Source organism: Nocardia sp. NPDC057663 (genome assembly GCF_042799895.1).
Taxonomy (GTDB): Bacteria; Actinomycetota; Actinomycetes; order Mycobacteriales; family Mycobacteriaceae; genus Nocardia.
Window position 1 is genome coordinate 1 of the sequence record NZ_JBHVHX010000025.1, and the last position, 23,405, is coordinate 23,405.

Annotated in this window: 27 protein-coding genes and 1 riboswitch; of the genes, 18 read left to right on the plus strand and 9 right to left on the minus strand. The window is 69.8% G+C overall.

The window, feature by feature from the left end; translation table 11 throughout:
* On the plus strand, positions 1–568 hold a 568-nt coding region (locus ACFVAV_RS31605; RefSeq protein ID WP_379039250.1), incomplete at its 5' end, for an SRPBCC domain-containing protein.
* A gap of 21 nt (positions 569–589) precedes the next feature.
* Here ACFVAV_RS31605 and ACFVAV_RS31610 read toward each other — a convergent pair.
* The 3 genes from ACFVAV_RS31610 to ACFVAV_RS31620 form a co-directional block, all read right to left on the minus strand.
* Positions 590–1,621, minus strand: a complete 1,032-nt coding sequence (locus tag ACFVAV_RS31610) for an ABC transporter substrate-binding protein (RefSeq protein WP_379039251.1) — start codon at positions 1,619–1,621, stop codon at positions 590–592.
* On the minus strand, positions 1,621–2,508 hold the full coding sequence (locus tag ACFVAV_RS31615) for an ABC transporter ATP-binding protein (protein ID WP_379039252.1): 888 nt from the start codon (positions 2,506–2,508) through the stop codon (positions 1,621–1,623). The genes ACFVAV_RS31610 and ACFVAV_RS31615 overlap by 1 nt, the downstream gene beginning before the upstream one ends.
* 71 nt (positions 2,509–2,579) lie before the next feature.
* Positions 2,580–3,611: a FecCD family ABC transporter permease gene (locus tag ACFVAV_RS31620; protein WP_379039253.1), complete on the minus strand. Its 1,032-nt coding sequence runs from the start codon at positions 3,609–3,611 to the stop codon at positions 2,580–2,582.
* 54 nt (positions 3,612–3,665) lie between these two features.
* Positions 3,666–3,729, minus strand: a riboswitch (cobalamin riboswitch).
* A 135-nt stretch (positions 3,730–3,864) separates the two neighbouring features.
* On the opposite strand from ACFVAV_RS31620, the gene ACFVAV_RS31625 reads away from it, so the two are divergent.
* From ACFVAV_RS31625 to ACFVAV_RS31645, 5 genes are all read left to right on the plus strand, one after another.
* Positions 3,865–4,956: an ABC transporter substrate-binding protein gene (locus tag ACFVAV_RS31625; RefSeq protein ID WP_379039254.1), complete on the plus strand. Its 1,092-nt coding sequence runs from the start codon at positions 3,865–3,867 to the stop codon at positions 4,954–4,956.
* Positions 4,956–5,819: an ABC transporter permease gene (locus tag ACFVAV_RS31630; protein WP_379039255.1), complete on the plus strand. Its 864-nt coding sequence runs from the start codon at positions 4,956–4,958 to the stop codon at positions 5,817–5,819. The genes ACFVAV_RS31625 and ACFVAV_RS31630 overlap by 1 nt, the downstream gene beginning before the upstream one ends.
* Complete coding sequence (locus tag ACFVAV_RS31635) at positions 5,795–6,559, plus strand: ABC transporter ATP-binding protein (protein ID WP_379039256.1); 765 nt, start codon at positions 5,795–5,797, stop codon at positions 6,557–6,559. Before ACFVAV_RS31630 ends, ACFVAV_RS31635 begins: the two co-directional genes overlap by 25 nt.
* Positions 6,556–7,905 (plus strand): LLM class flavin-dependent oxidoreductase, encoded by a 1,350-nt coding sequence (locus tag ACFVAV_RS31640; RefSeq protein ID WP_379039257.1) that lies wholly within the window; start codon positions 6,556–6,558, stop codon positions 7,903–7,905. Before ACFVAV_RS31635 ends, ACFVAV_RS31640 begins: the two co-directional genes overlap by 4 nt.
* Before the next feature lie 109 nt (positions 7,906–8,014).
* Complete coding sequence (locus ACFVAV_RS31645; protein WP_379039258.1) at positions 8,015–9,211, plus strand: MFS transporter; 1,197 nt, start codon at positions 8,015–8,017, stop codon at positions 9,209–9,211.
* Positions 9,212–9,271: 60 nt separating this feature from the next.
* Here the strand turns inward: ACFVAV_RS31645 and ACFVAV_RS31650 are convergent, their stop codons facing one another.
* On the minus strand, positions 9,272–9,850 hold the full coding sequence (locus ACFVAV_RS31650) for a TIGR03086 family metal-binding protein (protein WP_379039259.1): 579 nt from the start codon (positions 9,848–9,850) through the stop codon (positions 9,272–9,274).
* A gap of 62 nt (positions 9,851–9,912) precedes the next feature.
* Here ACFVAV_RS31650 and ACFVAV_RS31655 point away from each other — a divergent pair, with 62 nt between their 5' ends.
* On the plus strand, positions 9,913–10,665 hold the full coding sequence (locus tag ACFVAV_RS31655) for a DUF6597 domain-containing transcriptional factor (protein ID WP_379039260.1): 753 nt from the start codon (positions 9,913–9,915) through the stop codon (positions 10,663–10,665).
* Between the two features lie 61 nt (positions 10,666–10,726).
* The gene (locus tag ACFVAV_RS31660) at positions 10,727–10,864 is read left to right on the plus strand and encodes a hypothetical protein (RefSeq protein WP_379039261.1); all 138 of its coding nucleotides are present in this window, start codon (positions 10,727–10,729) and stop codon (positions 10,862–10,864) included.
* 7 nt (positions 10,865–10,871) lie between these two features.
* Here ACFVAV_RS31660 and ACFVAV_RS31665 read toward each other — a convergent pair whose 3' ends face one another.
* Positions 10,872–11,456: a TetR/AcrR family transcriptional regulator C-terminal domain-containing protein gene (locus ACFVAV_RS31665; protein WP_379039262.1), complete on the minus strand. Its 585-nt coding sequence runs from the start codon at positions 11,454–11,456 to the stop codon at positions 10,872–10,874.
* Positions 11,457–11,606: 150 nt separating this feature from the next.
* On the opposite strand from ACFVAV_RS31665, the gene bioB reads away from it, so the two are divergent.
* From bioB to ACFVAV_RS31695, 6 genes are all read left to right on the plus strand, one after another.
* On the plus strand, positions 11,607–12,620 hold the full coding sequence (gene bioB / locus ACFVAV_RS31670; RefSeq protein WP_019046302.1) for a biotin synthase BioB: 1,014 nt from the start codon (positions 11,607–11,609) through the stop codon (positions 12,618–12,620).
* 26 nt (positions 12,621–12,646) lie between these two features.
* Positions 12,647–12,856 (plus strand): hypothetical protein, encoded by a 210-nt coding sequence (locus tag ACFVAV_RS31675; RefSeq protein WP_379039263.1) that lies wholly within the window; start codon positions 12,647–12,649, stop codon positions 12,854–12,856.
* Positions 12,856–13,503, plus strand: coding sequence for a DUF2567 domain-containing protein (locus ACFVAV_RS31680; protein WP_379039264.1), 648 nt, complete (start codon positions 12,856–12,858; stop codon positions 13,501–13,503). The genes ACFVAV_RS31675 and ACFVAV_RS31680 overlap by 1 nt, the downstream gene beginning before the upstream one ends.
* 72 nt (positions 13,504–13,575) lie before the next feature.
* The gene (locus ACFVAV_RS31685) at positions 13,576–14,109 is read left to right on the plus strand and encodes a DUF1353 domain-containing protein (protein ID WP_379039265.1); all 534 of its coding nucleotides are present in this window, start codon (positions 13,576–13,578) and stop codon (positions 14,107–14,109) included.
* A gap of 123 nt (positions 14,110–14,232) precedes the next feature.
* Entirely contained in the window at positions 14,233–15,345 is a 1,113-nt protein-coding gene (locus ACFVAV_RS31690) for an AI-2E family transporter (protein WP_379039266.1), read from the plus strand.
* A 93-nt stretch (positions 15,346–15,438) separates the two neighbouring features.
* The gene (locus ACFVAV_RS31695) at positions 15,439–15,606 is read left to right on the plus strand and encodes a hypothetical protein (protein WP_379039267.1); all 168 of its coding nucleotides are present in this window, start codon (positions 15,439–15,441) and stop codon (positions 15,604–15,606) included.
* 4 nt (positions 15,607–15,610) lie between these two features.
* On the opposite strand, the gene ACFVAV_RS31700 is transcribed toward ACFVAV_RS31695, so the two are convergent.
* Genes ACFVAV_RS31700 through ACFVAV_RS31710 form a run of 3 tightly spaced genes read right to left on the minus strand, consistent with a single transcriptional unit; the run spans position 15,611 to position 17,893 of the window.
* Entirely contained in the window at positions 15,611–16,102 is a 492-nt protein-coding gene (locus ACFVAV_RS31700; protein ID WP_379039268.1) for a nitroreductase/quinone reductase family protein, read from the minus strand.
* Positions 16,103–16,136: 34 nt separating this feature from the next.
* The gene (locus ACFVAV_RS31705; protein WP_379039269.1) at positions 16,137–16,943 is read right to left on the minus strand and encodes an ABC transporter permease; all 807 of its coding nucleotides are present in this window, start codon (positions 16,941–16,943) and stop codon (positions 16,137–16,139) included.
* Positions 16,940–17,893: an ABC transporter ATP-binding protein gene (locus tag ACFVAV_RS31710; RefSeq protein ID WP_379039270.1), complete on the minus strand. Its 954-nt coding sequence runs from the start codon at positions 17,891–17,893 to the stop codon at positions 16,940–16,942. Before ACFVAV_RS31710 ends, ACFVAV_RS31705 begins: the two co-directional genes overlap by 4 nt.
* A gap of 96 nt (positions 17,894–17,989) precedes the next feature.
* Between ACFVAV_RS31710 and ACFVAV_RS31715 the strand changes: the two genes are divergently transcribed.
* Positions 17,990–18,664, plus strand: coding sequence for a TetR/AcrR family transcriptional regulator (locus ACFVAV_RS31715; protein ID WP_379039271.1), 675 nt, complete (start codon positions 17,990–17,992; stop codon positions 18,662–18,664).
* Between the two features lie 10 nt (positions 18,665–18,674).
* Here ACFVAV_RS31715 and ACFVAV_RS31720 read toward each other — a convergent pair whose 3' ends face one another.
* On the minus strand, positions 18,675–19,403 hold the full coding sequence (locus ACFVAV_RS31720) for an NUDIX domain-containing protein (RefSeq protein ID WP_379039272.1): 729 nt from the start codon (positions 19,401–19,403) through the stop codon (positions 18,675–18,677).
* Positions 19,404–19,481: 78 nt separating this feature from the next.
* On the opposite strand from ACFVAV_RS31720, the gene nadA reads away from it, so the two are divergent.
* The 3 genes from nadA to nadC all read left to right on the plus strand — a co-directional run bounded on the left by nadA (position 19,482) and on the right by nadC (position 23,359).
* Positions 19,482–20,519, plus strand: coding sequence for a quinolinate synthase NadA (gene nadA, locus ACFVAV_RS31725; protein ID WP_379039273.1), 1,038 nt, complete (start codon positions 19,482–19,484; stop codon positions 20,517–20,519).
* 38 nt (positions 20,520–20,557) lie between these two features.
* Positions 20,558–22,219 carry an L-aspartate oxidase gene (locus ACFVAV_RS31730; RefSeq protein ID WP_379039274.1) on the plus strand — a complete coding sequence of 554 codons (1,662 nt, stop codon included), beginning with the start codon at positions 20,558–20,560 and terminating at the stop codon, positions 22,217–22,219.
* Between the two features lie 279 nt (positions 22,220–22,498).
* Complete coding sequence (nadC, locus tag ACFVAV_RS31735) at positions 22,499–23,359, plus strand: carboxylating nicotinate-nucleotide diphosphorylase (protein WP_379039275.1); 861 nt, start codon at positions 22,499–22,501, stop codon at positions 23,357–23,359.
* Positions 23,360–23,405: the final 46 nt, after the last annotated feature.

Consider the following 23,405-nt stretch of genomic DNA (forward strand, 5'->3'; position numbering starts at 1 on the left):
GGAACATCATTGCGAAAGGCCCTCCAACCTATGGTTGGAGGGCCTTTTTGCGTTCGTGCCCTACCGACCATTCGGCGGGTTGTGGCGCTACCGTGGAGCTATGGCGACCACGAGGATCGGCACGCACATCAATGCGCCCCGCGCGACCGTGTATCGGCTGCTCCTCGATGCCGATGCCGTCAGAGCCTGGATGGTGCCCGACGGAATGGTCAGCGAGATGCACCGGTTCGAGCCGGAGGAGGGCGGGGTCTTCTCGATCACCGTCACCCATGACGAGACGACCGATACGGGGAAGACGAGGGCGCGGCACCATGCGTACTACGGGCGGTTCCTGGCACTGATCCAGGATGAGCGGGTGGAGCAGGTCCTGGAGTTCGTCACCGATATACCGGATATGGCAGGCGAGCAGACCATGACCTTCGTGTTGGCCGACGCAGCAGGAGGTACCGATCTCGAAGTGCTGCACGAGGGTGTGCCGCCGGGCATGACCCGCGACGAGAACGAGAGGGCCTGGCAGGTGGCGCTCGCGAAGATCGCCGCGCTGGCCGAGCGCGGCACGGTCGACTGACCGGCCGCACCCGGCGCGAGGTCAGCGGACCGCGTCGTCGGCGCGGGGCGTCGTATTCGACGCAGGCACGAGGTTCCATGCTTCGAGCTGCTTGCGGATCTGCTCGGCGGCATCGATATTGAGCGGGCCGCTGGTCCACAGCGCGTACGGCAGGTTGAAGAACCGGCCGTCGCGGACCGCGCGCAGACCGTTGATACCCGGTTTGGTGCGCAGCAGCTCGACCTTCTGGGCATAGGACTGCCCGGGGTAGTCGACGAACATGATGGCGTCCGGGTCGGCGGCGGCGAGCCGCTCCCAGGAGACCTTGGTCCAGGTGTCGGCGACGTCGTCGAGGATGTTGCGGGCGCCCGCGGCTTCGAGGATCGCCTGGGGCGCACCGAATTTCCCGCTGGAGTAGATGGTGTCGGTGCCGCTGTCGAACAGGAAGACGGTCGGCGCCTTCGCCGGTTTCGGTGCTGCGGACAGGGCGGCGAGCCTGCGGTCGAGGTCGGCGGTGACCTCCGCTGCGCGGTCGGGGTGGCCGGTGATCGCGCCCAGATCGGTCAGGTCGGTGCGCAGCGCGGTCCACGGTTCGACCGTGCCGCGCGCGGCGGCGCCGTCCTGCCGGCGGCAGCTCTCGGTGAGGACGTAGGCCGCGACGCCGTCCTTCTGCAGGGAGGCCGGGGTGAGGTTGCTCGCCTCGTCATAGCCGTAGCTCCAGCCCGCCACCATGACGTCCGGGCGCTGCGCGAGCACGGTTTCGCGGGACGGGTACTCGGGGGCGACGGATTTCAGCCCGTCGACGACGGCGGCACCGTAGTGCTTGCGCAGGGTATCGGCATCGCGCTGGATGCTCGACACGGCTGTCACCTGGTCCTGGGCGCCGAGGGCAAGGACCATCGAGATGAGGTTGCCGTCGTTGACGAACAGCCGCTGCGCGGGTGCGGGGAACGGAGTGTCCTTGCCGCAGTTGCGCACGGTGATCGTCGTCGCGGTGTCTGCCGTGGTGCCGGTGCAGGCCGCCAGGACGGCGGCGAGTGCGGTGGTGGCCAGAATCCGGCCGGAGTTCTTCATCATCGCGCCTTTCGCGGGGTGATCAACAGGTGGTCTTCGCCGGTCACCGGATGCTCGACGCGGGCCGCGTCGACGCCGAACACCGTGGCGACGATGTCGGGCGTCAGCGCTTCGGCGGGCGGGGCCGGTGGTCGGGCCGAGCCGTTGTGCAGCACGATGATCCGATCGCAGTAGCGGTCGGCCAGCGACAGATCGTGCAGGGCGGCGATGACAGTGCGCCGCAGTCCGCGCACCAGGCCGAGGAGTTCGAGCTGGTGGGTGACGTCGAGGTGATTGGTCGGCTCGTCGAGGAGCAGGACCGGGGTGTCCTGCAGCAGCGCACGGGCCAGCAGCACCCGCTGCCGTTCGCCGCCCGACAACTGCTGCACCGGGCGATCGGCGAAACCCGAGAGGTCGACCGCGGCGAGCGCTTCCATGACCCGCTGACGTTCCCGCGGTGCGCCGAGTCCCCACGGCGGCAGATAGGGGGTGAGCCCCAGCGCGACAATTTCGCCGACGAGCATGTCGGCGGAGGGGCTCTCGTCCTGTGCGACCAGTGCCACGGTCGTGGCGCGTTGGCGCGGCCGCAGGTCGTGCAGGACCTGGCCGTCGACGAGCACCTGCCCGAGCATGGGCTTCCGGATACCGGCGAGAGTCCGCAGCAGTGTCGTCTTGCCGCTGCCGTTCGGTCCGACGATGCCGACGGTCTCGCCTGGCTCGATCGAAAAGTCCGCGTCGACAACGATATTGCGCCTGCCTACCGAACAGGTCAGGCCCGCTGCGCGGACACTGGCGCCACATCCTGTCAGGGACGATTCGACGGCCGGGAGTGCGGCTCGGCCGGCAGCGTCGGCGGGACCGAGGTATGGGGCAAGGCCCGCAGGTGCGGCCGCGCCGAGGTCATCCATGTACTTTCTCGGTGGGTGACTCTCGGCGACAGCATCCGGAGTCGCACGCCGACCCGGGAGTCCGCGCCCGGTCACGCGGCACCGAACTGGTAGCGGCGCCGGCCCATCAGCAGCAGGAATGTGGGCGCGCCGATCAAGCCGGTGAGGACACCGACGGGGATCTCGGTGGGGCGCACCAGAACCCTGGTGGCCGCGTCCGCGACGACGAGGAACAGCGCACCGCACAGGGCGCAGGTGGGGAGCAGGTCGCGGTGGCGCGGGCCGACGATCATCCGCGCGGCGTGGGGGACGACAAGCCCGACGAAACCGATGCCGCCCGACACCGCGACCAGCACCCCGACGAGCACCGCCAGCAGGATGAACAGTCCGATGCGCAACCGCGGCACCGGCACGCCGATCGAGGATGCGGTATCCGCGCCGAGGGTGAGCGCGTCGAGCCAGCCCGAGATGGCGATGAGCGCGCCACCGCTGACGAGCACAACGGTGAGGGGCAGCGCGATCGTTGTCCAGTCGGCGCCGGCCAGGCTGCCGAGCAGCCAGAACAGGACCGATTGGGCGGCGGCCGGATCGGTGCTGCGGAAGACGAGATAGCTGCTGAGCGCGGCGAATGCCGAACCGAGCACGGTACCGGTCAGCACCAACCGCAGCGGTGTGAGGCCACCCTGGGCGACTGCGACGAGGAATATCAGCGTGGCTGCACCGAACGCGCCGACCAGGGCGCCGCCTGACAGCGCCCAGATGCCTGCGCCCGCGAAGAGTCCTGAGGTGATCACCGCTGCGGCGCCGACACCGGCACCGGAGGACACTCCGAGCAGGAACGGGTCGGCGAGTGGATTGCGCACCAGGGTCTGCATCGCCGAGCCGGCGAGCGCCAGTCCCGCGCCGACCACCGCGGCCAGGACCGTGCGTGGCACGCGGAGCTGCCAGACGATGGTGTCGATGCCGAGGTCGGCGGGTGTCGTTCCGGTCAGGCGGGCGCCGAGGGTGTCGAGCACCGCGGACACGGGAACGATCTCGGCGCCGAAGCCGGTCGCGCCGAGCATGGCGACCAGTAACAGCGCCCCGAGCAGGGGCAAGGCGAGCGATATCCGGGCACGGATCATCGCGGGTTCACCACAGGCAAGGCGCGGCCCTTTCGGAGGGTGCCCGGCGAGGGAGGTCTGACTCTCGCCGCGAGGCGATCACAGTGGCGCGACCGTTCCGGAATTGCACCGGATTCCCACACCCGCCGGGGAGGACGCATCGACTCTAGCGCGGCACGCGGTTTCGGTTGTCGCCGAGTGAATGTAGGCCGAGGTAAAGCTCACGGTGACGCGAACGCTTCTCGACGCGACGCCCAATTGATTCAATCCCTCTATGCACCGACCGAACATCTTCCTGCCCGGCCTGCGTGGCCGCGCCACCGCCGCGCTCCTCGCGGTGGCAACCGTTGCGACGCTCGGCCTGAGCGGCTGCTCGAATGGCAGTGACGCACCGGTCGGTACCCCTGACGCGCCGCTGCCGACCGAGGTGCCGCCGGGCACCACCCTGATCGTCGCCGATCAGCAGGAGCGGTTGCAGTCGGCGTTGCGCCTGTCCGGCGAGCTGGACAAACTGCCGTTCAAGGTGGAGTTCGCCAATTTCGTCGGCGGGCCCGCCATCCTCGAGGCGTTCCGGGCAGGCGCCGCCGATGTGGGCCAGGTGGGTGACGTACCGCCGATCCACGCGCTGGCCGCCGGGCAGGACGTGCCGATCGTCGGCTCGTACCAGACCAATCCGCAGGCGCTGAAGCTCGCCGTCGCGCCGGGGCGGGCGATCACGAAGCTCACGGAGCTGAAGGGCAAGAAGATCGCCTATGCCGAGGGAACCGCGCAGCAGGCCGCGGTGCTCAAAGCGCTGACCAAGGCGGGGCTGAAGCCTACCGACGTGCAGTTGGTCCGGTTGCAGCTGGCGGAGTTCCTCGACGCTGTGCGCACCGGTCAGGTCGACGTGGCTCCGCTGATCGAACCCAATGTCACCCGCCTGCTGCGCACCCAGGGCGCGTCGCTGATCCCGGATTCGGAGACCACCGGGATCTACAGCGGACTGGCGTACCTGTACGCGCGCCGCGCGGTGGTGCAGGATCCGGCGAAGGCGGCGGCCACCCGTGCCCTCGTCGGCGCGTTCGTGCGGGCCTGGCACTGGACCAACACGCACCGTGAGGAATGGGCCACCAAGTATTACGTGGAGATCCAGAAGGTCGGCGCCGACGACGCGAAGCGGATCATCGACTCGCTCGGCACCTACACCTTCCCGCACCTGGACCAGCAGTTGATCGCCCGCCAGCAGACCACCATCGACGCGATCGATGCCGTGGGTGAGCTGCCGAAGAAGATCAAGGCCGTCGACGGCTTCGATCTGCGCTTCGATGCCGCGGTCACCGAGGCGGTCACCACCAGCGGGGCGGCGTTCGCGCCGGCGACGAGCTGATGGCCACCCTCGACGCGGGTGTGCTGCGGCGCATCCGCACCGGCACCGCCGACCCGGTCGAAGCGCTCGCGCCGCGCGGACGGGCCAGGCGCAGGCTCGGGCCCGGCCGGCCGATTCCGTTCGGCTTCGCACTCGGACCGGCATTGCTCATCGGAGCGTGGGTGCTCGGATCGGCCACGGGCGCACTGGATCCGGAGACACTGCCCGCGCCGTGGACTGTCGCCCAGACCGCGGGCGATCTGATCGCCGACGGCCGTTTGCAGTCCAACCTGCTGACCTCGCTGCAGCGCGCGGTGAGCGGGCTCGGACTCGGTGTGGTGATCGGCGTGGTACTCGCGCTGGTGGCGGGGCTGAGCCGGATCGGGGAGGCGGTCGTCGACGGCCCGGTGCAGATCAAGCGGGCGATCCCGACGCTGGCGCTGATCCCGCTGTTCATCGTCTGGTTCGGCATCGGCGAGGAAATGAAGCTGATCGTCATCACGACCAGCGTGCTGATCCCGGTCTACATCAACACTCACGCGTATCTGCGCAGCGTCGACGCCCGGTATGTGGAGCTCGCCGAGACGGTCGGGCTGTCGCGATGGGGATTCCTGCGGCGGATCGCGCTGCCAGGGTCCCTGCCCGGCTTCTTCCTCGGGTTGCGGCTGGCGGTGACCATCTCCTGGCTGGCGCTGGTCGTGGTCGAACAGGTCAACGCGACCAGCGGCATCGGCTACCTGATGACGCAGGCGCGCACCTACGGACAGATCGACGTCATCGTCGTCGGTCTGGTGATCTACGGACTTCTCGGGCTCTTCGGCGACCTCGCCGTGCGGGCGGCGGAACGGAAGGCGCTGGCATGGCGACAGACACTGGGCGACTGAACGGCGAGGAGCGGATCGTGGTGCGCACCGGCGCCCTCACCCGCGGCTTCGGCGACCGAATCGTCTTGAACGGCATCGACATCGAGATCCGGCGCGGCGAATTCGTGGCACTGCTCGGCCGCAGCGGTTCGGGCAAGAGCACACTGCTGCGGGCGCTGGCCGAACTCGACGGCGACGTACCGGGTTCCGGCGAGCTCACCGTGCCTGCCCAGCGGGCGGTGGTGTTCCAGGATTCGCGGCTGCTGCCCTGGGCGCGGGTGCTCGACAATGTGGTGCTCGGGCTCACCGGGCGCGACGCCGCCGAGCGTGGGCGTTCGGCGCTGGCCGAGGTCGGGCTGGCGGGGCGTGAGAAGGCATGGCCGCGTGAGCTTTCCGGTGGCGAGCAGCAGCGGGTGGCGCTGGCCAGATCGCTGGTCCGCGAGCCGGATCTGCTGCTGGCCGACGAACCGTTCGGCGCGCTCGACGCACTGACCCGGATCCGCATGCACACCCTGTTGCAGGCGCTGTGCGAGCGGCACCGGCCCGCTGTCCTGCTGGTGACCCACGACGTGGACGAGGCCGTGCTGCTCGCCGACCGCGTGCTGGTCCTGGACGAGGGCCGGATCGCCATCGATCAGCGCATCGACGCGCCGCGCCCGCGCAGGCACGCGCACCCGGAGTTCATCCGGCTGCGTGCGGTCCTGCTGGCCGGGCTCGGCGTCGACACCACCGAATTCGAGGAAGTGAAAGCAGCGTCATGAGTGCACCGCGGCAATTGAGTCTGAACGCGTTCATCTATCCGTCGGGGCACCACGAGGCCGCCTGGCGGCATCCGGACAGCAGGCCCGAGCGCATCTACGACGTCACCTACTACCAGGAGATCGGACGCACCGCCGAGGCGGCGAAACTGGATGCGGTGTTCTTCGCCGACGGGCCCGCCCTGCGCACCGACGTGCGCCACAATGCGGCGCCGGGTCTGGAGCCGATCACGCTGCTCACCGCGATCGCCGCGGCGACAACACATCTGGGTCTCATCGCGACCGCGTCGACGACCTACTACGAGCCCTACAACCTGGCTCGCCTGTTCTCCTCGCTGGACCACATCTCCGGCGGGCGGGCCGGCTGGAACATCGTCACCACGGGAACCGACCTGGCGGCGGCCAATTTCGGGCTCGACCGGCACCCCGATCACGCCGAACGGTATGCCCGCGCACGGGAGTTCGTCGACGCGGTGGTCGCCCTGTGGGACAGCTGGGAGGACGACGCGATCCTGCTCGATCGCGCCGCGGGCATCTACGCCGACCCGGACAAGATCCATCCGATCGACTTCGTCGGCGAACACCTGCGCGTGCGTGGGCCGTTCAATGCGGCGCGCACGCCGCAGGGACACCCGGTGCTGGTGCAGGCGGGCGCTTCCAACGAGGGACGTGCCTTCGCGGGCAGGTACGCGGAGGCCATCTTCACTGCCCACCAACGGCTTTCGGACGCGCAGACCTTCTACGCCGACATCAAGGCCAAGGCCGCCGAGTACGGGCGCGACGCCGACGAGGTGAAGATCCTGCCCGGGATCAGCCCGTTCATCGCCGACACCGAGGCCGCGGCGCTGCGTCTGGAGCGGGAATTCAACGAGCTGACCGTGCCCGAATACGGGATCAAGCAGCTGGAATCGATCACCGGCACCTCCCTGCGTGCCCTCGCGCTGGACGAGCCGGTGCCGGTGGAGGTGTTCGCCGGGGCCGGTGATGTCACCGACAACGCGCGCAGCAGGCTGCAGGTGGTGGCGGGCATCGTCGAACGGGAGCGGCCGACCCTGCGTGGCCTGCTGCATCGGCTGGCGGGCGCCCGCGGACACCGGGTCTTCGCCGGTACGCCCGAGCAGGTCGCGGACACGATCGAGGAATGGTTCACCCGGGGCGCGGCCGACGGTTTCAATGTGATGCCGCCGTACTACCCCGGTGGGCTCGAAGTGTTCACCGAGACGGTGGTGCCGATCCTGCAGGAGCGCGGGCTGTTCCGCACCGAGTACACGGGAACCACGCTGCGCGACCACTTCGGCCTCGCCCGTCCGCGGAGCCGGTTCGCGCCGGAACCCGTTCCTGTCGGATGAGTGTGCCGAGCGACGAAAACTGTTGTACTGCCGGGATATCGGATCATCGCCGATGGGACTGCGCTGGGCCGGTGCGAAATCGCGCTGTCGGTAGCGTCGGTAGAGCACGATGACCGCGGAGGTGATCGATCCCGCTCCGGTGCGGCTGCGGTCGCTGGTGTGGCCGGTGTTCGCGCCGATGGCGCTGTACGGCATCGGCGTGGGGGCTGCCGCGCCGATGTACGCGCTGCGGGCGCTGGATCTCGGTGCGTCGGCGGGTGCGGCGGGGCTGATCGTCGCCGTGGGCGGGCTCGGGATGGTGCTGACCGATCTGCCCGCGGGCCGGATCGTCGCGCGGATCGGGGAGCGGGCGGCGATCGGGGTCGGCAGTGTGCTCGGCACGGCGGGGGTGCTTGCGGCGATCTTCGCGCCGAATCTCGGTGTGCTGGCACTGGGTTTGCTGCTCAACGGGGCCGCGGGTGCGGTGTGGGGACTGGCGCGGCAGACCTATCTGGTGTCGGTGGTCGCGCCCGAGCAGCGGGGCCGGGCCATGTCGACGCTGGCGGGTGCGCATCGGCTCGGGTTCTTCTGCGGGCCGTTCCTCGGCGCCGCGCTGGTGCACGGGTTCGGGCCGGTCGGCGCGCTGTGGCTGCAACTGGTCACCACGTTGCTGGCGAGCGCGGCGATGGTGACGATCCGCTCCGGCGAGATCGATCAGGCGACGCTGCGGCCGCTGCACACCGTGCTCTCCGAAAACCGCAGGGCGCTGGGCACTCTCGGGCTCGCCTCGGTGGCGGTCGGCGCGGCCCGGGCATCGCGTTCGGCGCTGCTGCCGCTGTGGGCGGCGCATCTGGGGATCGACGCCGCGACCACCAGTCTGCTGTTCGGGCTGGCGGGCGCGGTCGATGTCCTCATGTCGTACCCGGCCGGGGTCTGGCTGGACCGGGCGGGCAGCCGGGTCACCGGCATCGCCTGCGGCCTCTGCTTCGCCGCCGGGTACGCCGTGTTGCCGTTCACCTACTCGGCGCTCACCATGGGCGCGGCGACCATGCTGCTCGGCCTGGCCAACGGGCTCAGCAACGGGCTGATCATGACCGTCGGCGCCTTCGCGGCGCCGGAGGACCGCCGCGCGGAGTTCCTCGGCGCCTGGCGGCTGACCCATGATGTGGGCATGTTCGCCGGTCCGGTCTCCGTCGGCATCGTCGGCGCGTTCGCCGGCCTGGCCGTCGCCGGCGCGCTGCTCGCCGTCGGCGTCGGCCTCGGCACGGTCGCGATCTATCGCTGGTTCCCCGGTCTGGTCCAGCCACGGGTGGTCAGCGATGAGTGATGGTGCAGCTCACGGCCATTCAGGATGTGGCGAGCGGGGAAACCGCAGTGGTGTGGCGGTCTACTTCCAGGCGGGGTCGCGGCCGGTGAGGCCGAGGATGCGGTCGAGGAGGGGAGCATCGGGGGCGACGGGGATCTCGGGTCCGTAGATGCCCATCGCGCGGCCCTGATCGGCGGTGGCGGCGGTTTCGTCGTAGGCGTAGCGGAGCAGGCCGTCGTCCCACTGGGCGGTGGCGCCGAGAGCGCGGGCGAGGTCCCAGCCGTGGACGATCAGTTCGCCGACGACCATGCCGCCGACCAGCGGCGCCGGCAGCGGCATCGGGCCGCCCATGTGCGTGACGCCCTGCCAGGCATCGGGGTTTCGCCAGGTAGTGGCCAGGTCGTCGAGCTGGGTGTCGAGGGCCGCCGCCCAGTCGCCCTCGGTCAGATCGACGTCGGATTCGGCGGCCGCGGGCGGGGTGATCGCCTCCTTGCGTGCCGCGCCGATCAGCGACGGACCCCAGAACAGCAGGTGGTTCAGCAAAGCACGGACATCGAACTCGGTGCACGGGGTCGGGGCGGCCAGACGATCCGGCGTGATGGTGCGCAGGAGCTTCGACAACGGTTCGGCGGCGCGCGCTACGCGTTCGGTTTCGGACATGGACGAAGGTAACCACCGCGATGCGGGCGCTGTCTTGAACAAACGCGACATACACTCGCCGCGTGGAGCGGGATCCGCGGGAACTCGGGGGTGCCTGGCGCGCGTCGCAGCGTCACGCGTTCGCCGCGCCGTCGGGGGAGCTGGCGCGCTACGTCGCGCGGTACTGGACAGTCACCTGGGAGTACGAGCGGCCGTACCGGCAGCTGGTGGTGCCATTGCCGAACGTCCACCTGAGTTTCCGTGACGACCGCGCCGAGGTGCACGGGCCGTCGTCGTCGCATGTGTACCGGGAACTGGCGGGAGCCGGTTCGGTGTTCGGTGTCGCGTTCCGGCCCGGCATGTTCCGGCCGTTCCTCGGTGGCCCGGTGGCGGATCTGCGGGACCGGATGGTCGATGCCGCAATGGTTTTCGGTCCCGACCTGCCGTCTCCTGGTGACGTCGAATCCGTCGAGCGGTTTCTCCTCGCGCGCCTGCCCGCTCCTGATCCGCAGGCCGACCTCGCCGCGCGGGTGGTGGCCGCGATCGCCGAGGACACCGGTGTGACCAGGGTCGACGCGATCGCGGACCGATTCGGCCTGAGCGTGCGCCGGTTGCAGCGATTGTTCGCCGACTATGTCGGGCTCGGACCGAAATGGGTGGTGCGCCGTTATCGCCTGCACGAGATCACCGAGCGCCTCGCCGGGGGAACCGACATCGATTGGGCGGAAACCGCCGCCGAGCTCGGGTACGCCGACCAGGCCCATCTCAGCCGCGACTTCCGCACGATCTTCGGTGAACCACCCACCCGCTACGCGCAGCGCTACGAACTGCGGTAACGCCGTGATCGGCTACCCCGACAGTGATAGTGAACCGAAGTAATGACAAGGAGCGGGCATTATGGGATCTACCGATGTCATCAACTGGCTGGTCGAGGGCTATCTCGCGGGTGACCCTGTGCGGGGACCGATCTGGATCGCGTTCATGTACGCGATGATGCCGTTCCAGCTGCTCGGAATGATGACCGGCAGCGGCTAGCTCGCGATCAGCGCACGCGCGTGCCCAGGATGGTGCGCACGCCCGCGATGAACAACTGCAGACCGAAGTCGAAACGGGCTGTGGGGTCTGGAGTGTCGAGCAGCGGAGAGGCTTCGTCGGACAGCGCGCCGACGGAGTCCATCTGCATGCGGGACTGCTCGTCGACGGTCTGGCCGAGGACGTAGTAGAGCAGGGTGTAGGCCGTGAGTTCGGCTTCCTCCCTTGTCATTCCGGCACGGATGACGATGCCGGCGAGGCGTTCGCGCGCCTTGCTCGTGGTCAGGCGCGAGGCATAGGTGGCCGAGACCAGTTCGGCGCCGTCGCGATAGGCGAGCAGGCAGTTGCGCAGGCGGTGGGCGAGTTCGGTGAGCTGCTCGGGCCATCCGGTGGCCGTGATCGGCTCGTCCATCGGCGCCAGGATCCGGTCGGCGACCGCGCCGAGCAGCGACTGCTTGTCCTTGACGTGCCAGTACAGCGCGCCCGGTTGCACCTGCAGCGAACCGGCGAGCCTGCGCATCGTCAGATCGGCGAGTCCGTACTGGTCGAGAATGCCGACGGCGGCATCGACCACATCCGTCTTCCGCAGCTGCACGCGCGTCCTTCCGTTCGAATTCACCGACCCGGGTGTCGTGGCTCACCCGTAGCAGCTACCCTAGCCTGAACACCGTTCAAGTTGCACGGCTACGCCGGGTGGATCACACCCGTGCCACGTGCACGCACCCCGTCGAAGGGACATCACGTCGTGACGCAGGCACCCGTCCAGACCGACATCCTGGCCATCGCCCGTGAGCAGGTGCTCGAGCGCGGCGAAGGCCTCACCGAGGCACAGACCGTCGAGGTACTGCGCCTGGGCGACGATCGCCTGGAAGCGCTGCTCGAGCTCGCCCACGAGGTGCGGATGAAGTGGTGCGGTCCCGAGGTCGAGGTCGAGGGCATCATCAGCCTCAAGACCGGCGGCTGCCCGGAGGACTGCCACTTCTGCTCGCAGTCGGGCCTGTTCCAGTCGCCCGTGCGCGCGGCCTGGCTCGACATCCCCAGCCTGGTCGAGGCGGCCAAGCAGACCGCCAAGACCGGCGCCACCGAGTTCTGCATCGTCGCCGCGGTCCGCGGCCCGGACGAGCGCCTGATGGCCCAGGTCGCCGCGGGCGTCGAGGCGATCCGCAACGAGGTCGACATCCAGGTCGCCTGCTCGCTGGGCATGCTGAACCAGGAGCAGGTCGACCAGCTCGCCGCGATGGGCGTGCACCGCTACAACCACAACCTCGAGACCGCCAAGTCGCACTTCCCGAAGGTCGTCACCACGCACACCTACGAGGAGCGCTGGGACACCCTGCGCATGGTGCGCGAGGCCGGCATGGAGGTCTGCTGCGGCGGCATCCTCGGCATGGGCGAGACCATCGAGCAGCGCGCCGAGTTCGCCGCGCAGCTGGCCTCGCTCGAGCCCGACGAGGTGCCGCTGAACTTCCTCAACCCGCGCCCCGGCACTCCCTTCGGCGACCTCGAGGTGCTGCCCGCCGCCGACGCGCTGCGCGCCATCGCCGCGTTCCGTCTCGCGCTGCCGCGCACCATCCTCCGGTTCGCCGGTGGCCGCGAGATCACCCTCGGTGACCTCGGCGCCAAGCAGGGCATGCTCGGCGGCATCAACGCCGTCATCGTCGGCAACTACCTGACCACCCTCGGCCGTCCCGCCGAATCGGATCTCGATCTGCTGGGTGAACTGAAGATGCCGATCAAGGCGCTCAACGAAACCCTCTGAGGCGGCGGCACAGTAGGGTGACTGATATGGACGAGCGCTATAACCCGTTCACCGGCAAGCGGATCGTGCCCGGACTCGACGACGCGATGCCCGCATCGGCGGCGCTCGGGCTCGAGCCGCCGCGGTTCTGCGAGCAGTGCGGCCGGCGGATGATCGTGCAGGTGAGCCCCGACGGCTGGTGGGCCAAGTGCTCCCGGCACGGGATCATCGAATCGGCGCAGCTGGAACGCCGGTAGTGGTCGCCGAGGTCGGCGTCGAGCCGCGTCCCGAGGTGCTGCGCCGCGAACTGATCGGCGTCGGCGTCGTCGTGGCCGTCGTGCTCGCGGTGAGCGCGGCGGCGGGCGTGGCCTGGGGACTGCTCGCGCCGACCGAACGGCTACGGGTGACCCAGCCCGGTCGCGCCGCGGTGCTCACCGGCGAGAGCCTGCACCTGTTCGACGCCGTCGGAATGTTCCTGTGCATCGGTGCGGTGGTCGCGATGCTGAGCGCGGTCGCCGCCTGGCGGGTGCGGAGCGTGCGCGGGCCCGCGCTGGTTGTCGGAATCCTGCTCGCCTCGGGTCTCGGTGCCGCGGTGATGATGTGGGTGGGCGAACCGGTCGCCGAGCTCAGGCATCCGCGTCCGCACGATCCCGCGGTCGGGCAGATCATCGCATTGCCCGCCGAGGTGGGCACCGATCTCGCGCTGCTGGTGCAACCGTTCCTGGCCGCGCTCGTGCTGTTGTTCCTCGCCGCGCTGCACCCGCGCACCGATCTCGGTTCCGGCACTGCGGGTTTGCTCGGCGACCTGCGTCCGGCCGAGATCGACGACTATCCGCCGGCGGTCGAGGTCGAGGAGTATCGGCGCAGCGGCGATTTCGATTCGAGTCCGCAACCGCGCGCCTGAGCACGATTCCGCTCCGGCCCGGACCTCTACCATCGTCTATAACGGCAGGTAGACGGCTCGAGAGGAGCGGTCGTGGCATTCATCGGTGGTGGTCCGGTCGTCGAGGAACTGGACGCGAAATTCTGGCGACTCACCGAGCCGCTCACGTATCAGGGTGCGGTCCAGACCTTTACGGTCCCCGCCGGTTTCCGCACCGACTTCGCGTCGGTGCCCCGCGCGCTGGTCTGGCTGATCCCGCGCTACGGGGCCTACACCCGGGCCGCGATCCTGCACGACTACCTGTGCCGCACGGATACGATCAGTCGCGCCGACGCGGACGGTATCTTCCGTCGCTGCCTGCAGGAGTTCGCCGTCTCGACGCCGCGGTGCTGGATGATGTGGGCCGCAGTGCGTCTGGGCAGCCGGCTGCGTGGCGCGACACCCGGTGACGTCGCGCGCTGGGTCGTGATCGCGGTGCCGTCGCTGGTGTTCCTGACGGTGCCCGTCGTCGTGGTGACGTTGTCGCTGTGGCTGTTCTGGGTGGTCGAGCTGGCCTTCTGGGCCGTCGGGCAGCTGGGCAGGCGAACGACGGCGCCACCGCCTGCTCCGCAGATGAAGACCGCGTAGCCGGATTCATCCAGAACGGGCGATGTGCGACGCCCGCGACCTCCCTAGCGTCGGTTCCCGGAGGGCTGGGCGACACAGCGCGAAGTCCTCTCCGGCTGAGTTCACCAGACCGAGGGAGTGTCGATGTCCGAGCCGAGCACGAGCGCCGCAGCGCCGCCGTCCTGGTCGATTCCCCGCGGACTGATCGTCCTGCTGTCGCTGGCCGCCGGCGTCGTCGTGATCGGAGGGCTGAAGGCTTTCTCCGGCATCGTCGGACCGATCTTCCTGGCCCTCATGCTCACCATCGCGGTCCAGCCGTTGCAGAGCTGGGCGCAGCGGCGCGGGTGGTCCTCGTGGGCGGGGATGATCATCGCCCTGGCCGCGGTGGTGGCGATTCTGCTCGGAATGGGTGTGGCGCTGGCGGTGTCGGCGTGGCAGCTGGCCTCGCTGCTCCCGGAATACGGCGACAAGCTGAACTCGCTGCTCGACAACGTCCGTGGGCTGCTGTCGGACCTGGGGATCAGCTCCGACCAGATCCACCAGGTGCTCGACGGCATCGATGTCGGCAAGGTGGTCGAGTTCGTCGAGCAGTTGCTCGGCGGGGTGCTCGGGGTCTTCTCGAATCTGTTCTTCGTCCTCGCGCTGCTGCTGTTCATGGCCATCGACGGGATGACGATGGCCAAGCGGATGGCCGTGGTGGCGCACCAGCGGCCCGCCATCGCGAGCGCCTTGCTCTCCTTCGCCGAGGGCACCCGCAAATACCTCGTCGTGTCCACCGTGTTCGGCGCGATCGTGGCGGTGATCGACGGTGGCGCGCTGTGGTTGATGGGGGTGCCGCTACCGATCCTGTGGGCGCTGCTGTCGTTCATCACCAACTACATCCCGAACATCGGCTTCGTCATCGGGGTCATCCCGCCCGCGCTGCTGGCCCTGCTCGACAGCGGGCCGGTGCTGATGATCTGGGTGATCGTGGTCTATTCCGTGATCAATTTCGTCATCCAGTCGATCATCCAGCCCAAATTCGTCGGTGACGCCGTCGGTTTGGGCGTGACCGTCACCTTCCTGTCCCTGGTGTTCTGGGCGTGGGTGATCGGCGCGCTCGGGGCCCTGCTCGCCATCCCGCTGACCCTGCTGGTCAAGGCGCTGCTGCTCGACATCGACCCCTCGACGCGGTGGGCCGACGTGCTGATCGGCGCGCCGCTGCCGAAGAAGGTGCCGGAAGAAGTGGCGCAGGAGCGAGAAGCAGAGCGACCATGACGACGTGCTGTTGCGCACCGGAAAACCGGTGGCGCCCAGCGCGGCGGCTCGCCTACCGTCGACGGGTCATATTCGCACCGGGGAGGACCGGCCGTGCGCGCCACCGAGAAGACCGATACCGAACAACCGACCGAACGGCCCGATCTTGCCGCGTGGCGGCGCCGCCACGCCCTGCGCAGTTCGTCGGCCGCCGTTGCGGTGCCCAGCGGGCGGACGTACCGGCGATCGCCGAAGCATCGAGATCGCCGGTACGAATCCTGAACTCCTATCCGGTGATTCGGGTCAGCACCACCAGCGGCAGCGGCTTGTCCACCTTGGCCTGATACTCGGCCAGCAGTGAATTCTCCGCCAGCGCCCAGGCGGCGAACTCGTCGTATTCGGCGCCGGTGAGCACCTCGGCCGTCGCCGCGAACTTCTCCCCACCCAACTCGATCGTCACCCGCGGGTCGGCCTTGGCATTGTGGACCCAGGCCGGATACCGATCCTCGATGAACGAGCTCACATACAAGACGTCGTCGCGATACAGCGCTCCCAGCGGAACCACATGCTGCTTACCGCTTTTGGCGCCGGTGGTCGTCAACAGCAGCAGCGTGGCCCCCGCGTAGTCGCCACCGACCCGACCGTTGTTCTCCCGGAATTCTCGGACGACCCCGTCGTTCCACCCGGCCATCTCCTCGGCCGAGTACTCCCGGTTCCACGGTGCGTCCGGGTCGTCGTAAGAAGTGATCTCTTTCGCGTCCGCCGCGTTGCTGTCCATGCGAGCAGTGTGACAGCGACCACCGACAGGTAGCTCACGCCGAACTCGCGTAGCGGCGGATCGCGAGGGGCGCGGAGACGGCGAACAGGGCCGCGATCCACAACCATGCGGCCAGGACTGGATGCTGGGTCGGCCACGCACCGGCCGTCGCGGCCGGATCGGACCCGAGCAGCGTGCGCAGCGCGCCGACGACGGCGCTGACCGGATTCCACTCGGCTATGGTCGCGACGCCGGTGGGCATGGTCGAGGCGGGGACGAACACGGTGGAGAACATCAGGGCGCCGAAGATCATCGGTGCCGCCTGCTGCAGCGCCTGTTCGTCCTTGATCGTGGCGCCGAGCGCGATGCCGAGCCAGGCCAGGACCCAGCGGAACGCCAGCAACAGTGCGATCGCCGCCGCGACCTCGCCGACTCCTGCGTCCACCCGCCAGCCGAGCAGGTATCCCGCGCCGGACATCAGCGCGAGCGCGAGGACACCGACCACGGTCTCGGCCAGTGCGAACCCGGCCGGTGCGGCGGCCGACGACAGCGGCAGTGCGCGGAGCCGATCGGTGAAACCGCTGTGCAGGTCGGCATTCGCGGTCGACGCGGTGGAGGTCAGGCCTATGGCCCCGACCAGGACCAGCACGCCGGGCACCAGGTAGGCGCGGTAGGCCGTGGCGTCGCCGCCGCCGGCGAGCGCGCCGCCGAAGACGAAGCCGAACAGCAGCATCATGCCCAGCGGCGCCGCCAGGGTGATCGCGAACAGGCCGGGGGAGTTGCGGTAGTTCGTCAGCACCCGCCCGAACAGCACCCACGCACCGGAGCAGACGGACACCTCGCGGGTGCCTGCGGCGCTCATGCCGCGATCCGATCGCGACCGGTGAGCGCGAGGAACGCGTCGTCGAGAGTGGCCGTGCGGGCGCCGATATCGCGGACGGTGATGCCGGCCGCGTCGAGCGCGCGCAGGACCGTGAGCAGCCCGGGGGCCTCACCGGCGAAGGTGAAAGACAGTTCCAGCGGCGAATCCTGCTGTGCTGGTGGGGGATCCACCGGCGAGCCGCCGAAGCTGTCGAGGATCGCCAGCACCTCGTCGTGGCGGCGTGGATCGGCGACGACCAGGTCGAGCCCGGCGGGCACGGCCGCGAGGATCTGTTGCGGCGTTCCGGTCGCGATCACCCGGCCCGCTTCCAGGATGGTGATCGCGTCGGCCAAACGCTGCGCCTCGTCGAGGTACTGGGTGGTGAGCAGCACGGTGGTGCCCTCGGTGACGAAATCGCGCACGTAGGTGTAGATCTCGTTGCGGCTGTGCGGGTCGAGCCCGGTCGTCGGCTCGTCGAGGAACAGCACGGCGGGGCGCACGATCATGCCCGCGATGATGTCGAGCCTGCGGCGCATGCCGCCGGAATAGGTGCCCGCCGTGCGATCGGCGGCCCCGGCCAGTCCGAATCGATCCAGCAGTTCCGCCGCGTGACGGCGGGCCGCGGCGGCGCGGAAGCCGTTGAGACGGGCCAGCATCACGAGATTCTGCCGCCCCGTCAGGCGCGGATCGACGGCGTGGAACTGGCCGACCAGGCCGAGTTGCCGCTTCGCGTCGTCGGCCTGGCCGACGGTGTCGAAGCCGCGAATCGTGGCGCGGCCCGATGTGGGACGCGCCAGGGTCGCCAACATGCGCACGGTGGTGGTCTTGCCCGAGCCGTTCGGGCCGAGCAGGGCGTGTACCTGGCCGGTCGGCACCTGTAGGTCCACCCCGTCTACCACGGTGTTCTTGCCGTATGTCCTGGTCAATGCAGTGGCTTCGATGGCATGCACGGCATCTCTCCCTCCATTGCTAACGGTGTTCGCAATTACAGGATACGCATCTGCTAACACTGTTCGCAACTGGCGTCGTGCGGCATGCTGACGGGTATGACGCACACCGGATCCTCGTTGTGGTCGCGCGGCGCGGCGCCCCGGCCGGGGCCGCGCCCGGCGTACACGCTCGACCAGCTCGCCGACGCCTGCGTGCGGCGGGCCGACGCGGGCGGGCTGCGCGCGGTCTCGATGCGCGGGGTCGCCGACGAGCTCGGCACCGCCGCCGCCTCGCTGTATCGCTATGTCGACGGCAAGGACGACCTGATCGCGCTCATGGTCGACCGGGTGGCAGGCGAATACGACTACCCGGCCACCACCGGTGATGTGCGCGCCGATGTGCTCGCCCTCGCCGAACAGTCCCGCGCCCTCCATCGCCGGCACCCGTGGCTGGCGCAGGCGGGCCCGACGGCCATGGGCCCCAATTCGGTGCGCTACCTGGACCGGATGGCCGGTGCGCTGGCCCCCGCCGGACTCGCCGCCGGCGCGACCATGATGGGCATCGCCCTGCTGTCCGGGTGGGGCGCGACCTTCGCCGCGCAGGAGGCGGCCGGCATGTCCGCCGCGCAGCTCGGCGCCGGGCTCACCGCGCCGCCGGGCGACTTTCCGCACCTCGCGGCGTTGTTCGCGACCGAACCCGCCACCGCGCGGGGCTCGATCACCAACGACGAGGTGTTCGTCGCCGGCGTCGACGCCCTGCTGTTCGGCATCCTCGCCGACGCCGGGAAGTGAACGGTTCCGATCAGGTCGGCGGGCGCAGGGCGGCGAATTCGTCGGTGACGCGCAGGCCGGAATCGGTGAAGCGGTAGAGGGCGGCGGGGCGGCCGCCCGCGCGGCCGGAGGGGGCGGTGTCGCCGGTGGGGGTGATCACCTTGCGGCGGGAGAGGACTCGCTGGAGGTTGGTCGTGTCTACGTCGTAACCCAGTGCTGCGCAGTAGATTTCGCGGAGTGTCGACATGGTGAAGGTGTCGGGGGCCAGGGCGTAGGCGATGTTGGTGTAGGAGAGTTTGGCGGCCAGGCGGGTGCGTGCGTGGTCGACGACGGTCCGGTGGTCGAAGGACATGTCCGGGAGTGCCGAGACCGGGTGCCAGGTGGTGTCGGGCGGGAGTTCGGGTTCGGTGGTCAGCGGGACCAGGCCGAGGTAGGCCGAGGCGATGCGGCGTGGGGCCGGGACGCGATCGGGGTCGCTGAAGACCGAGAGCTGTTCCAGATGGGCCAGCTCGCGGACGTCGACCTTCTCGGCGAGCTGGCGCCGGGCCGAGGCGTCGAGCTCCTCGTCGTCGCGTAGCCGCCCGCCGGGTAGCGACCAGGTGCCCTTCTGCGGGTCGAGTGCCCGCTCCCACAGCAGCACCGCCAGTTCCGGGTGCCTGGAACGGCCCGCGGCACCGCTACCTGCGGAAACCTCGGCGGGGAAGCGGCGAACCTGGAACACCGCGGTGAGCGATTCGTGGATGGTGTTACTATGGGGCACGTTTTCGATTCTAAGTCGAAAACCTGGTTTGGTGCGAATCGCGGCGATGGAGCCGTTCGCACGAGGAAGGGAGCCACCATGGCGACGACGACCGTACAGCCGACGCTGATGGGTTCGGTCTTCGACGGACCCGCGGGGTACACGGGTGTCGAAGCGACGCCGGAGTGGGCGCAGGAGGTACGGCGGCTGGCGCGCGAGCGCAACGCCACGATCCTCGCGCACAACTACCAGCTGCCCGAGATCCAGGACGTGGCCGACCACGTCGGCGACTCGCTGGCCCTGTCGCGGATCGCGGCCGAAGCCGAAGAGGACACCATCGTGTTCTGCGGCGTGCACTTCATGGCCGAGACCGCCAAGATCCTCAGCCCCGCCAAGACGGTGCTCATCCCGGATCAGCGCGCGGGCTGCTCGCTGGCCGACTCCATCTCCGCCGAGGAGCTGCGCGCCTGGAAGGCCGAGCACCCCGACGCGAAGGTGGTGTCCTACGTCAACACCACCGCCGAGGTGAAGGCGCTCACCGACATCTGCTGCACGTCCTCCAACGCCGTCGACGTGGTCGCCTCGATCGACCCCGACACCGAGGTGCTGTTCCTGCCCGACCAGTTCCTGGGCGCGCACGTCAAGCGCGAGACCGGCCGGGAGAACATGCACATCTGGGCGGGCGAGTGCCACGTGCACGCCGGCATCAACGGTGACGAGCTCACCGAGCAGGCGCGCACCCACCCCGACGCCGAGCTGTTCGTGCACCCGGAGTGCGGCTGCGCCACCTCGGCGCTCTACCTGGCGGGCGAGGGCGCGTTCCCGGCCGAGCGGGTGCACATCCTGTCCACCGGCGGCATGATCGACGCGGCGAAGAACTCGACGTCGAACCAGGTGCTGGTGGCGACCGAGGTCGGCATGCTGCACCAGCTGCGCAAGGCAGCGCCCGGCATCGACTTCCAGGCCGTCAACGATCGCGCCTCCTGCAAGTACATGAAGATGATCACCCCGGCCGCGCTGCTGCGCTGCCTGGTCGAGGGCGCCGACGAGGTGCACGTCGACCTGGCGATGGCCGAGGCCGGTCGCGCCTCGGTGCAGCGGATGATCGCGATCGGCAACCCCGGCGGTGGGGAGTGACCGCGCTGTTCGCCGCGTGGTCGAGCCGGTAGACGACCATGACGGCGACGGTTCCGGTCTCCTGGGAGGCCGAGGTCGACCTGGTGATCATCGGCGGGGGTGTCGCGGGGCTGACGGCCGCGCGCACGGCGTCGCTGCGCGGGCTGCGGGTGCTCATCCTCAGCAAGGGCGGGCCCACCGACACCTCGACGCAGTACGCCCAAGGCGGCATCGCGGTCGTTGCGCCACAGGGTGATTCGGTCGATTCCCACGTGCGCGACACCGTCGAAGCCGGTGCCGGGCTGTGTGAGGCCGACGCGGTGCGTTCGATCGTGGCGGGCGGGCAGGCGGCGGTGGCCGCGCTGACCGACCTCGGCGCGGTCTTCGATCTCGGTCGCGACGGCCAGATCTCGCGCACCCGCGAGGGCGGGCACAGTACCCGCCGGATCATCCACGCCGGTGGTGACGCCACCGGTGCCGAGGTGCAGCGGGCGCTCAATGCGGCCGGGCTGCCGGTGCTGTTCGGCGCCGCCGCGCTGCGCGTGGTGACCGGCCCCGACGGCGTGCGGGGCGTTGTCGCGGTGTCGGACAACGGTTTCGGCGTCGTGCACACGCCCGCGGTGCTGCTGGCGACCGGTGGGCTCGGGCAGCTCTACGCCTCGAGTACCAATCCGCCCGGCGCGACCGGCGACGGTGTGGCGCTGGCACTGTGGGCCGGGGCGGCGGTGGCCGATCTCGAGTTCGTGCAGTTCCATCCGACGGTGCTCTACACGCCCGGCGGAGTGGGCAGGCGGCCGTTGATCAGCGAGGCCGTGCGTGGTGAAGGCGCGATTCTTGTCGATACCGACGGCAACTCGGTGACGGCGGGGGTGCATCCGCGGGGTGATCTGGCGCCGCGGGATGTGGTGTCGCGAGCCATCGCGGAGCGGATGCGGGCGACGGGGACCGATCACGTGTTTCTCGACGCACGCCGGATCGACGGCTTCGCGCAGCGGTTCCCGACGATCACCGCGTCGTGTCTGGCCACCGGGATCGATCCTGCGGCGCAACTGATTCCGGTCGCGCCCGGCGCGCACTACCAGTGCGGCGGGGTGCTGACCGACACCCACGGGCGGACCGGGGTTCCCGGGCTCTATGCCGCGGGCGAGGTCGCCAGGACCGGGCTGCACGGTGCGAACCGGCTGGCCTCCAACAGCCTGCTCGAGGGCCTGGTGGTGGGCGAACGGGCCGGTGCGGCGGCGGCCGAGCGGGTCGGTGTGCGATCGCGCATCGAGGAGATCCCGTCGTGGACGGTGGAATTCGCCGATCGGGCCCTGGTGCAGCAGGTGATGACCGAGCACGCCTCCGTCGTGCGTGACGGTGTGGGGCTCGGTAGCGCACTGGCCCGGATCGAGGCGGCGCGGTCGGTGGCCTCGCCGCTGGACGCCGCGTCGCCGCGGGCTGTTCACCCGATCGACGGAACCGGCTCCGGCGAGGGGGTTTTCGACGCCCCGTGCTCGCTGCGCCGGATCGAGGACGCCGCGCTGACGCTGACCGCCCGTGCGCTGCTGGTCGCGGCCGCCGATCGCGCCGAGAGCCGGGGCTGCCATACGCGCTCGGAGTATCCGGTCCCGGTCGAGGACCGGCGATACAGCACCGCGGTGCGGCTCGGCGCCGACGCTGCACTCGAATTGTCCACCGTTGCTGTGGATGTCGTCGCGGTGCCGGCCTGTGTGCGGTGAACACCGGACGGCGCTGTCGCTGGGGATGTCGTCGCCGTGCCGACCGGTGCGCGGCGAACTCCGGACGCAGTCGCCTGCGGCAGGGTGTCGCGTGGCGGTGAAGGGCGCGGTATCGGTCGCCTGCGTGGTCGAAGGTGCCCGTCGCGGCGGTGGTCGCCGCCCTGTCCGCTGCCGTCGTGCCGTGGAAATCGGTTGCCGTACAAGCAATGCCGACGGACGGATCTTGTCCGCCGCTGGATCGAACCGGCGCACGGTGCGCCCGAGAACAGGAGTGCAGTGATGGCTCTGGATGACGCCTTGGATCGTGACGAGCTGCTGACGCTGATCCGTACCGCGCTCGACGAGGACCTGCGTTACGGACCCGACGTCACCACGGTCGCGACGGTGCCCGCCGACGCGGTGAGCAAGGCTTCGGTGGTGTCGCGCCAGCACGGGACCGTGGCCGGGCTCGATGTCGGGCTGCTGGTGCTCGACGAGGTGATCGGCGCCGGGAACTACACCGTCACCGACCGGGTCGCCGACGGCACCCAGGTGGAGCCCGGCACCACCGTACTGAGCATCGAGGCACCGACCCGCGGCCTGCTCACCGCGGAACGGACCATGCTGAACCTGGTGTGCCACCTGTCCGGCATCGCCACCGCCACCGCGGCCTGGGTCGACGAGGTCGACGGCACCGACTGCAAGATCCGCGACAGCCGCAAGACCCTGCCCGGGCTGCGGGCACTGCAGAAGTACGCCGTCCGCGTCGGCGGCGGCGTCAATCACCGCATGGGACTGGGCGATGCGGCGCTGATCAAAGACAACCACGTCGTCGCCGCCGGCTCGGTCGTGAATGCCTTGCGCGCCGTCCGCGAGCTCGCCCCCGACATCGCCTGCGAGGTGGAGGTGGACAGCCTCGAGCAGCTCGACGCGGTCCTGGCCGAGAACGTCGAGCTGGTCCTGCTCGACAACTTCCCGCTGTGGCAGACCCAGGCCGCTGTCCAGCGCCGCGACGCGACCGCGCCGAATACGAAACTCGAGTCCTCGGGCGGCCTTTCGCTCGAGCAGGCCGCCGACTACGCCCGCACCGGCGTCGACTACCTCGCCATCGGCGCACTCACCCACTCGGTGCGCGTTCTCGACCTCGGCCTCGATATGTGAGCAGGTGGCCGGGCGCTCGACGCCGTGTGGGCCGGCGCTCGGACTA

Coding starts and splice junctions, on each gene's coding strand:
- nadA (WP_379039273.1), top strand. CDS start 19,482: ATGGCGACGACGACCGTACAGCCGACGCTGATGGGTTCGGTCTTCGAC.
- ACFVAV_RS31705 (WP_379039269.1), bottom strand. CDS start 16,943: ATGAGCGCCGCAGGCACCCGCGAGGTGTCCGTCTGCTCCGGTGCGTGG.
- ACFVAV_RS31640 (WP_379039257.1), top strand. CDS start 6,556: ATGAGTGCACCGCGGCAATTGAGTCTGAACGCGTTCATCTATCCGTCG.
- ACFVAV_RS31675 (WP_379039263.1), top strand. CDS start 12,647: ATGGACGAGCGCTATAACCCGTTCACCGGCAAGCGGATCGTGCCCGGA.
- ACFVAV_RS31715 (WP_379039271.1), top strand. CDS start 17,990: ATGACGCACACCGGATCCTCGTTGTGGTCGCGCGGCGCGGCGCCCCGG.
- ACFVAV_RS31610 (WP_379039251.1), bottom strand. CDS start 1,621: ATGAAGAACTCCGGCCGGATTCTGGCCACCACCGCACTCGCCGCCGTC.
- ACFVAV_RS31630 (WP_379039255.1), top strand. CDS start 4,956: ATGGCCACCCTCGACGCGGGTGTGCTGCGGCGCATCCGCACCGGCACC.
- ACFVAV_RS31700 (WP_379039268.1), bottom strand. CDS start 16,102: ATGGACAGCAACGCGGCGGACGCGAAAGAGATCACTTCTTACGACGAC.
- ACFVAV_RS31660 (WP_379039261.1), top strand. CDS start 10,727: ATGGGATCTACCGATGTCATCAACTGGCTGGTCGAGGGCTATCTCGCG.
- ACFVAV_RS31635 (WP_379039256.1), top strand. CDS start 5,795: ATGGCGACAGACACTGGGCGACTGAACGGCGAGGAGCGGATCGTGGTG.
- ACFVAV_RS31625 (WP_379039254.1), top strand. CDS start 3,865: ATGCACCGACCGAACATCTTCCTGCCCGGCCTGCGTGGCCGCGCCACC.
- ACFVAV_RS31730 (WP_379039274.1), top strand. CDS start 20,558: ATGACGGCGACGGTTCCGGTCTCCTGGGAGGCCGAGGTCGACCTGGTG.
- ACFVAV_RS31645 (WP_379039258.1), top strand. CDS start 8,015: ATGACCGCGGAGGTGATCGATCCCGCTCCGGTGCGGCTGCGGTCGCTG.
- ACFVAV_RS31615 (WP_379039252.1), bottom strand. CDS start 2,508: ATGGATGACCTCGGCGCGGCCGCACCTGCGGGCCTTGCCCCATACCTC.
- ACFVAV_RS31620 (WP_379039253.1), bottom strand. CDS start 3,611: ATGATCCGTGCCCGGATATCGCTCGCCTTGCCCCTGCTCGGGGCGCTG.
- ACFVAV_RS31650 (WP_379039259.1), bottom strand. CDS start 9,850: ATGTCCGAAACCGAACGCGTAGCGCGCGCCGCCGAACCGTTGTCGAAG.
- ACFVAV_RS31690 (WP_379039266.1), top strand. CDS start 14,233: ATGTCCGAGCCGAGCACGAGCGCCGCAGCGCCGCCGTCCTGGTCGATT.
- nadC (WP_379039275.1), top strand. CDS start 22,499: ATGGCTCTGGATGACGCCTTGGATCGTGACGAGCTGCTGACGCTGATC.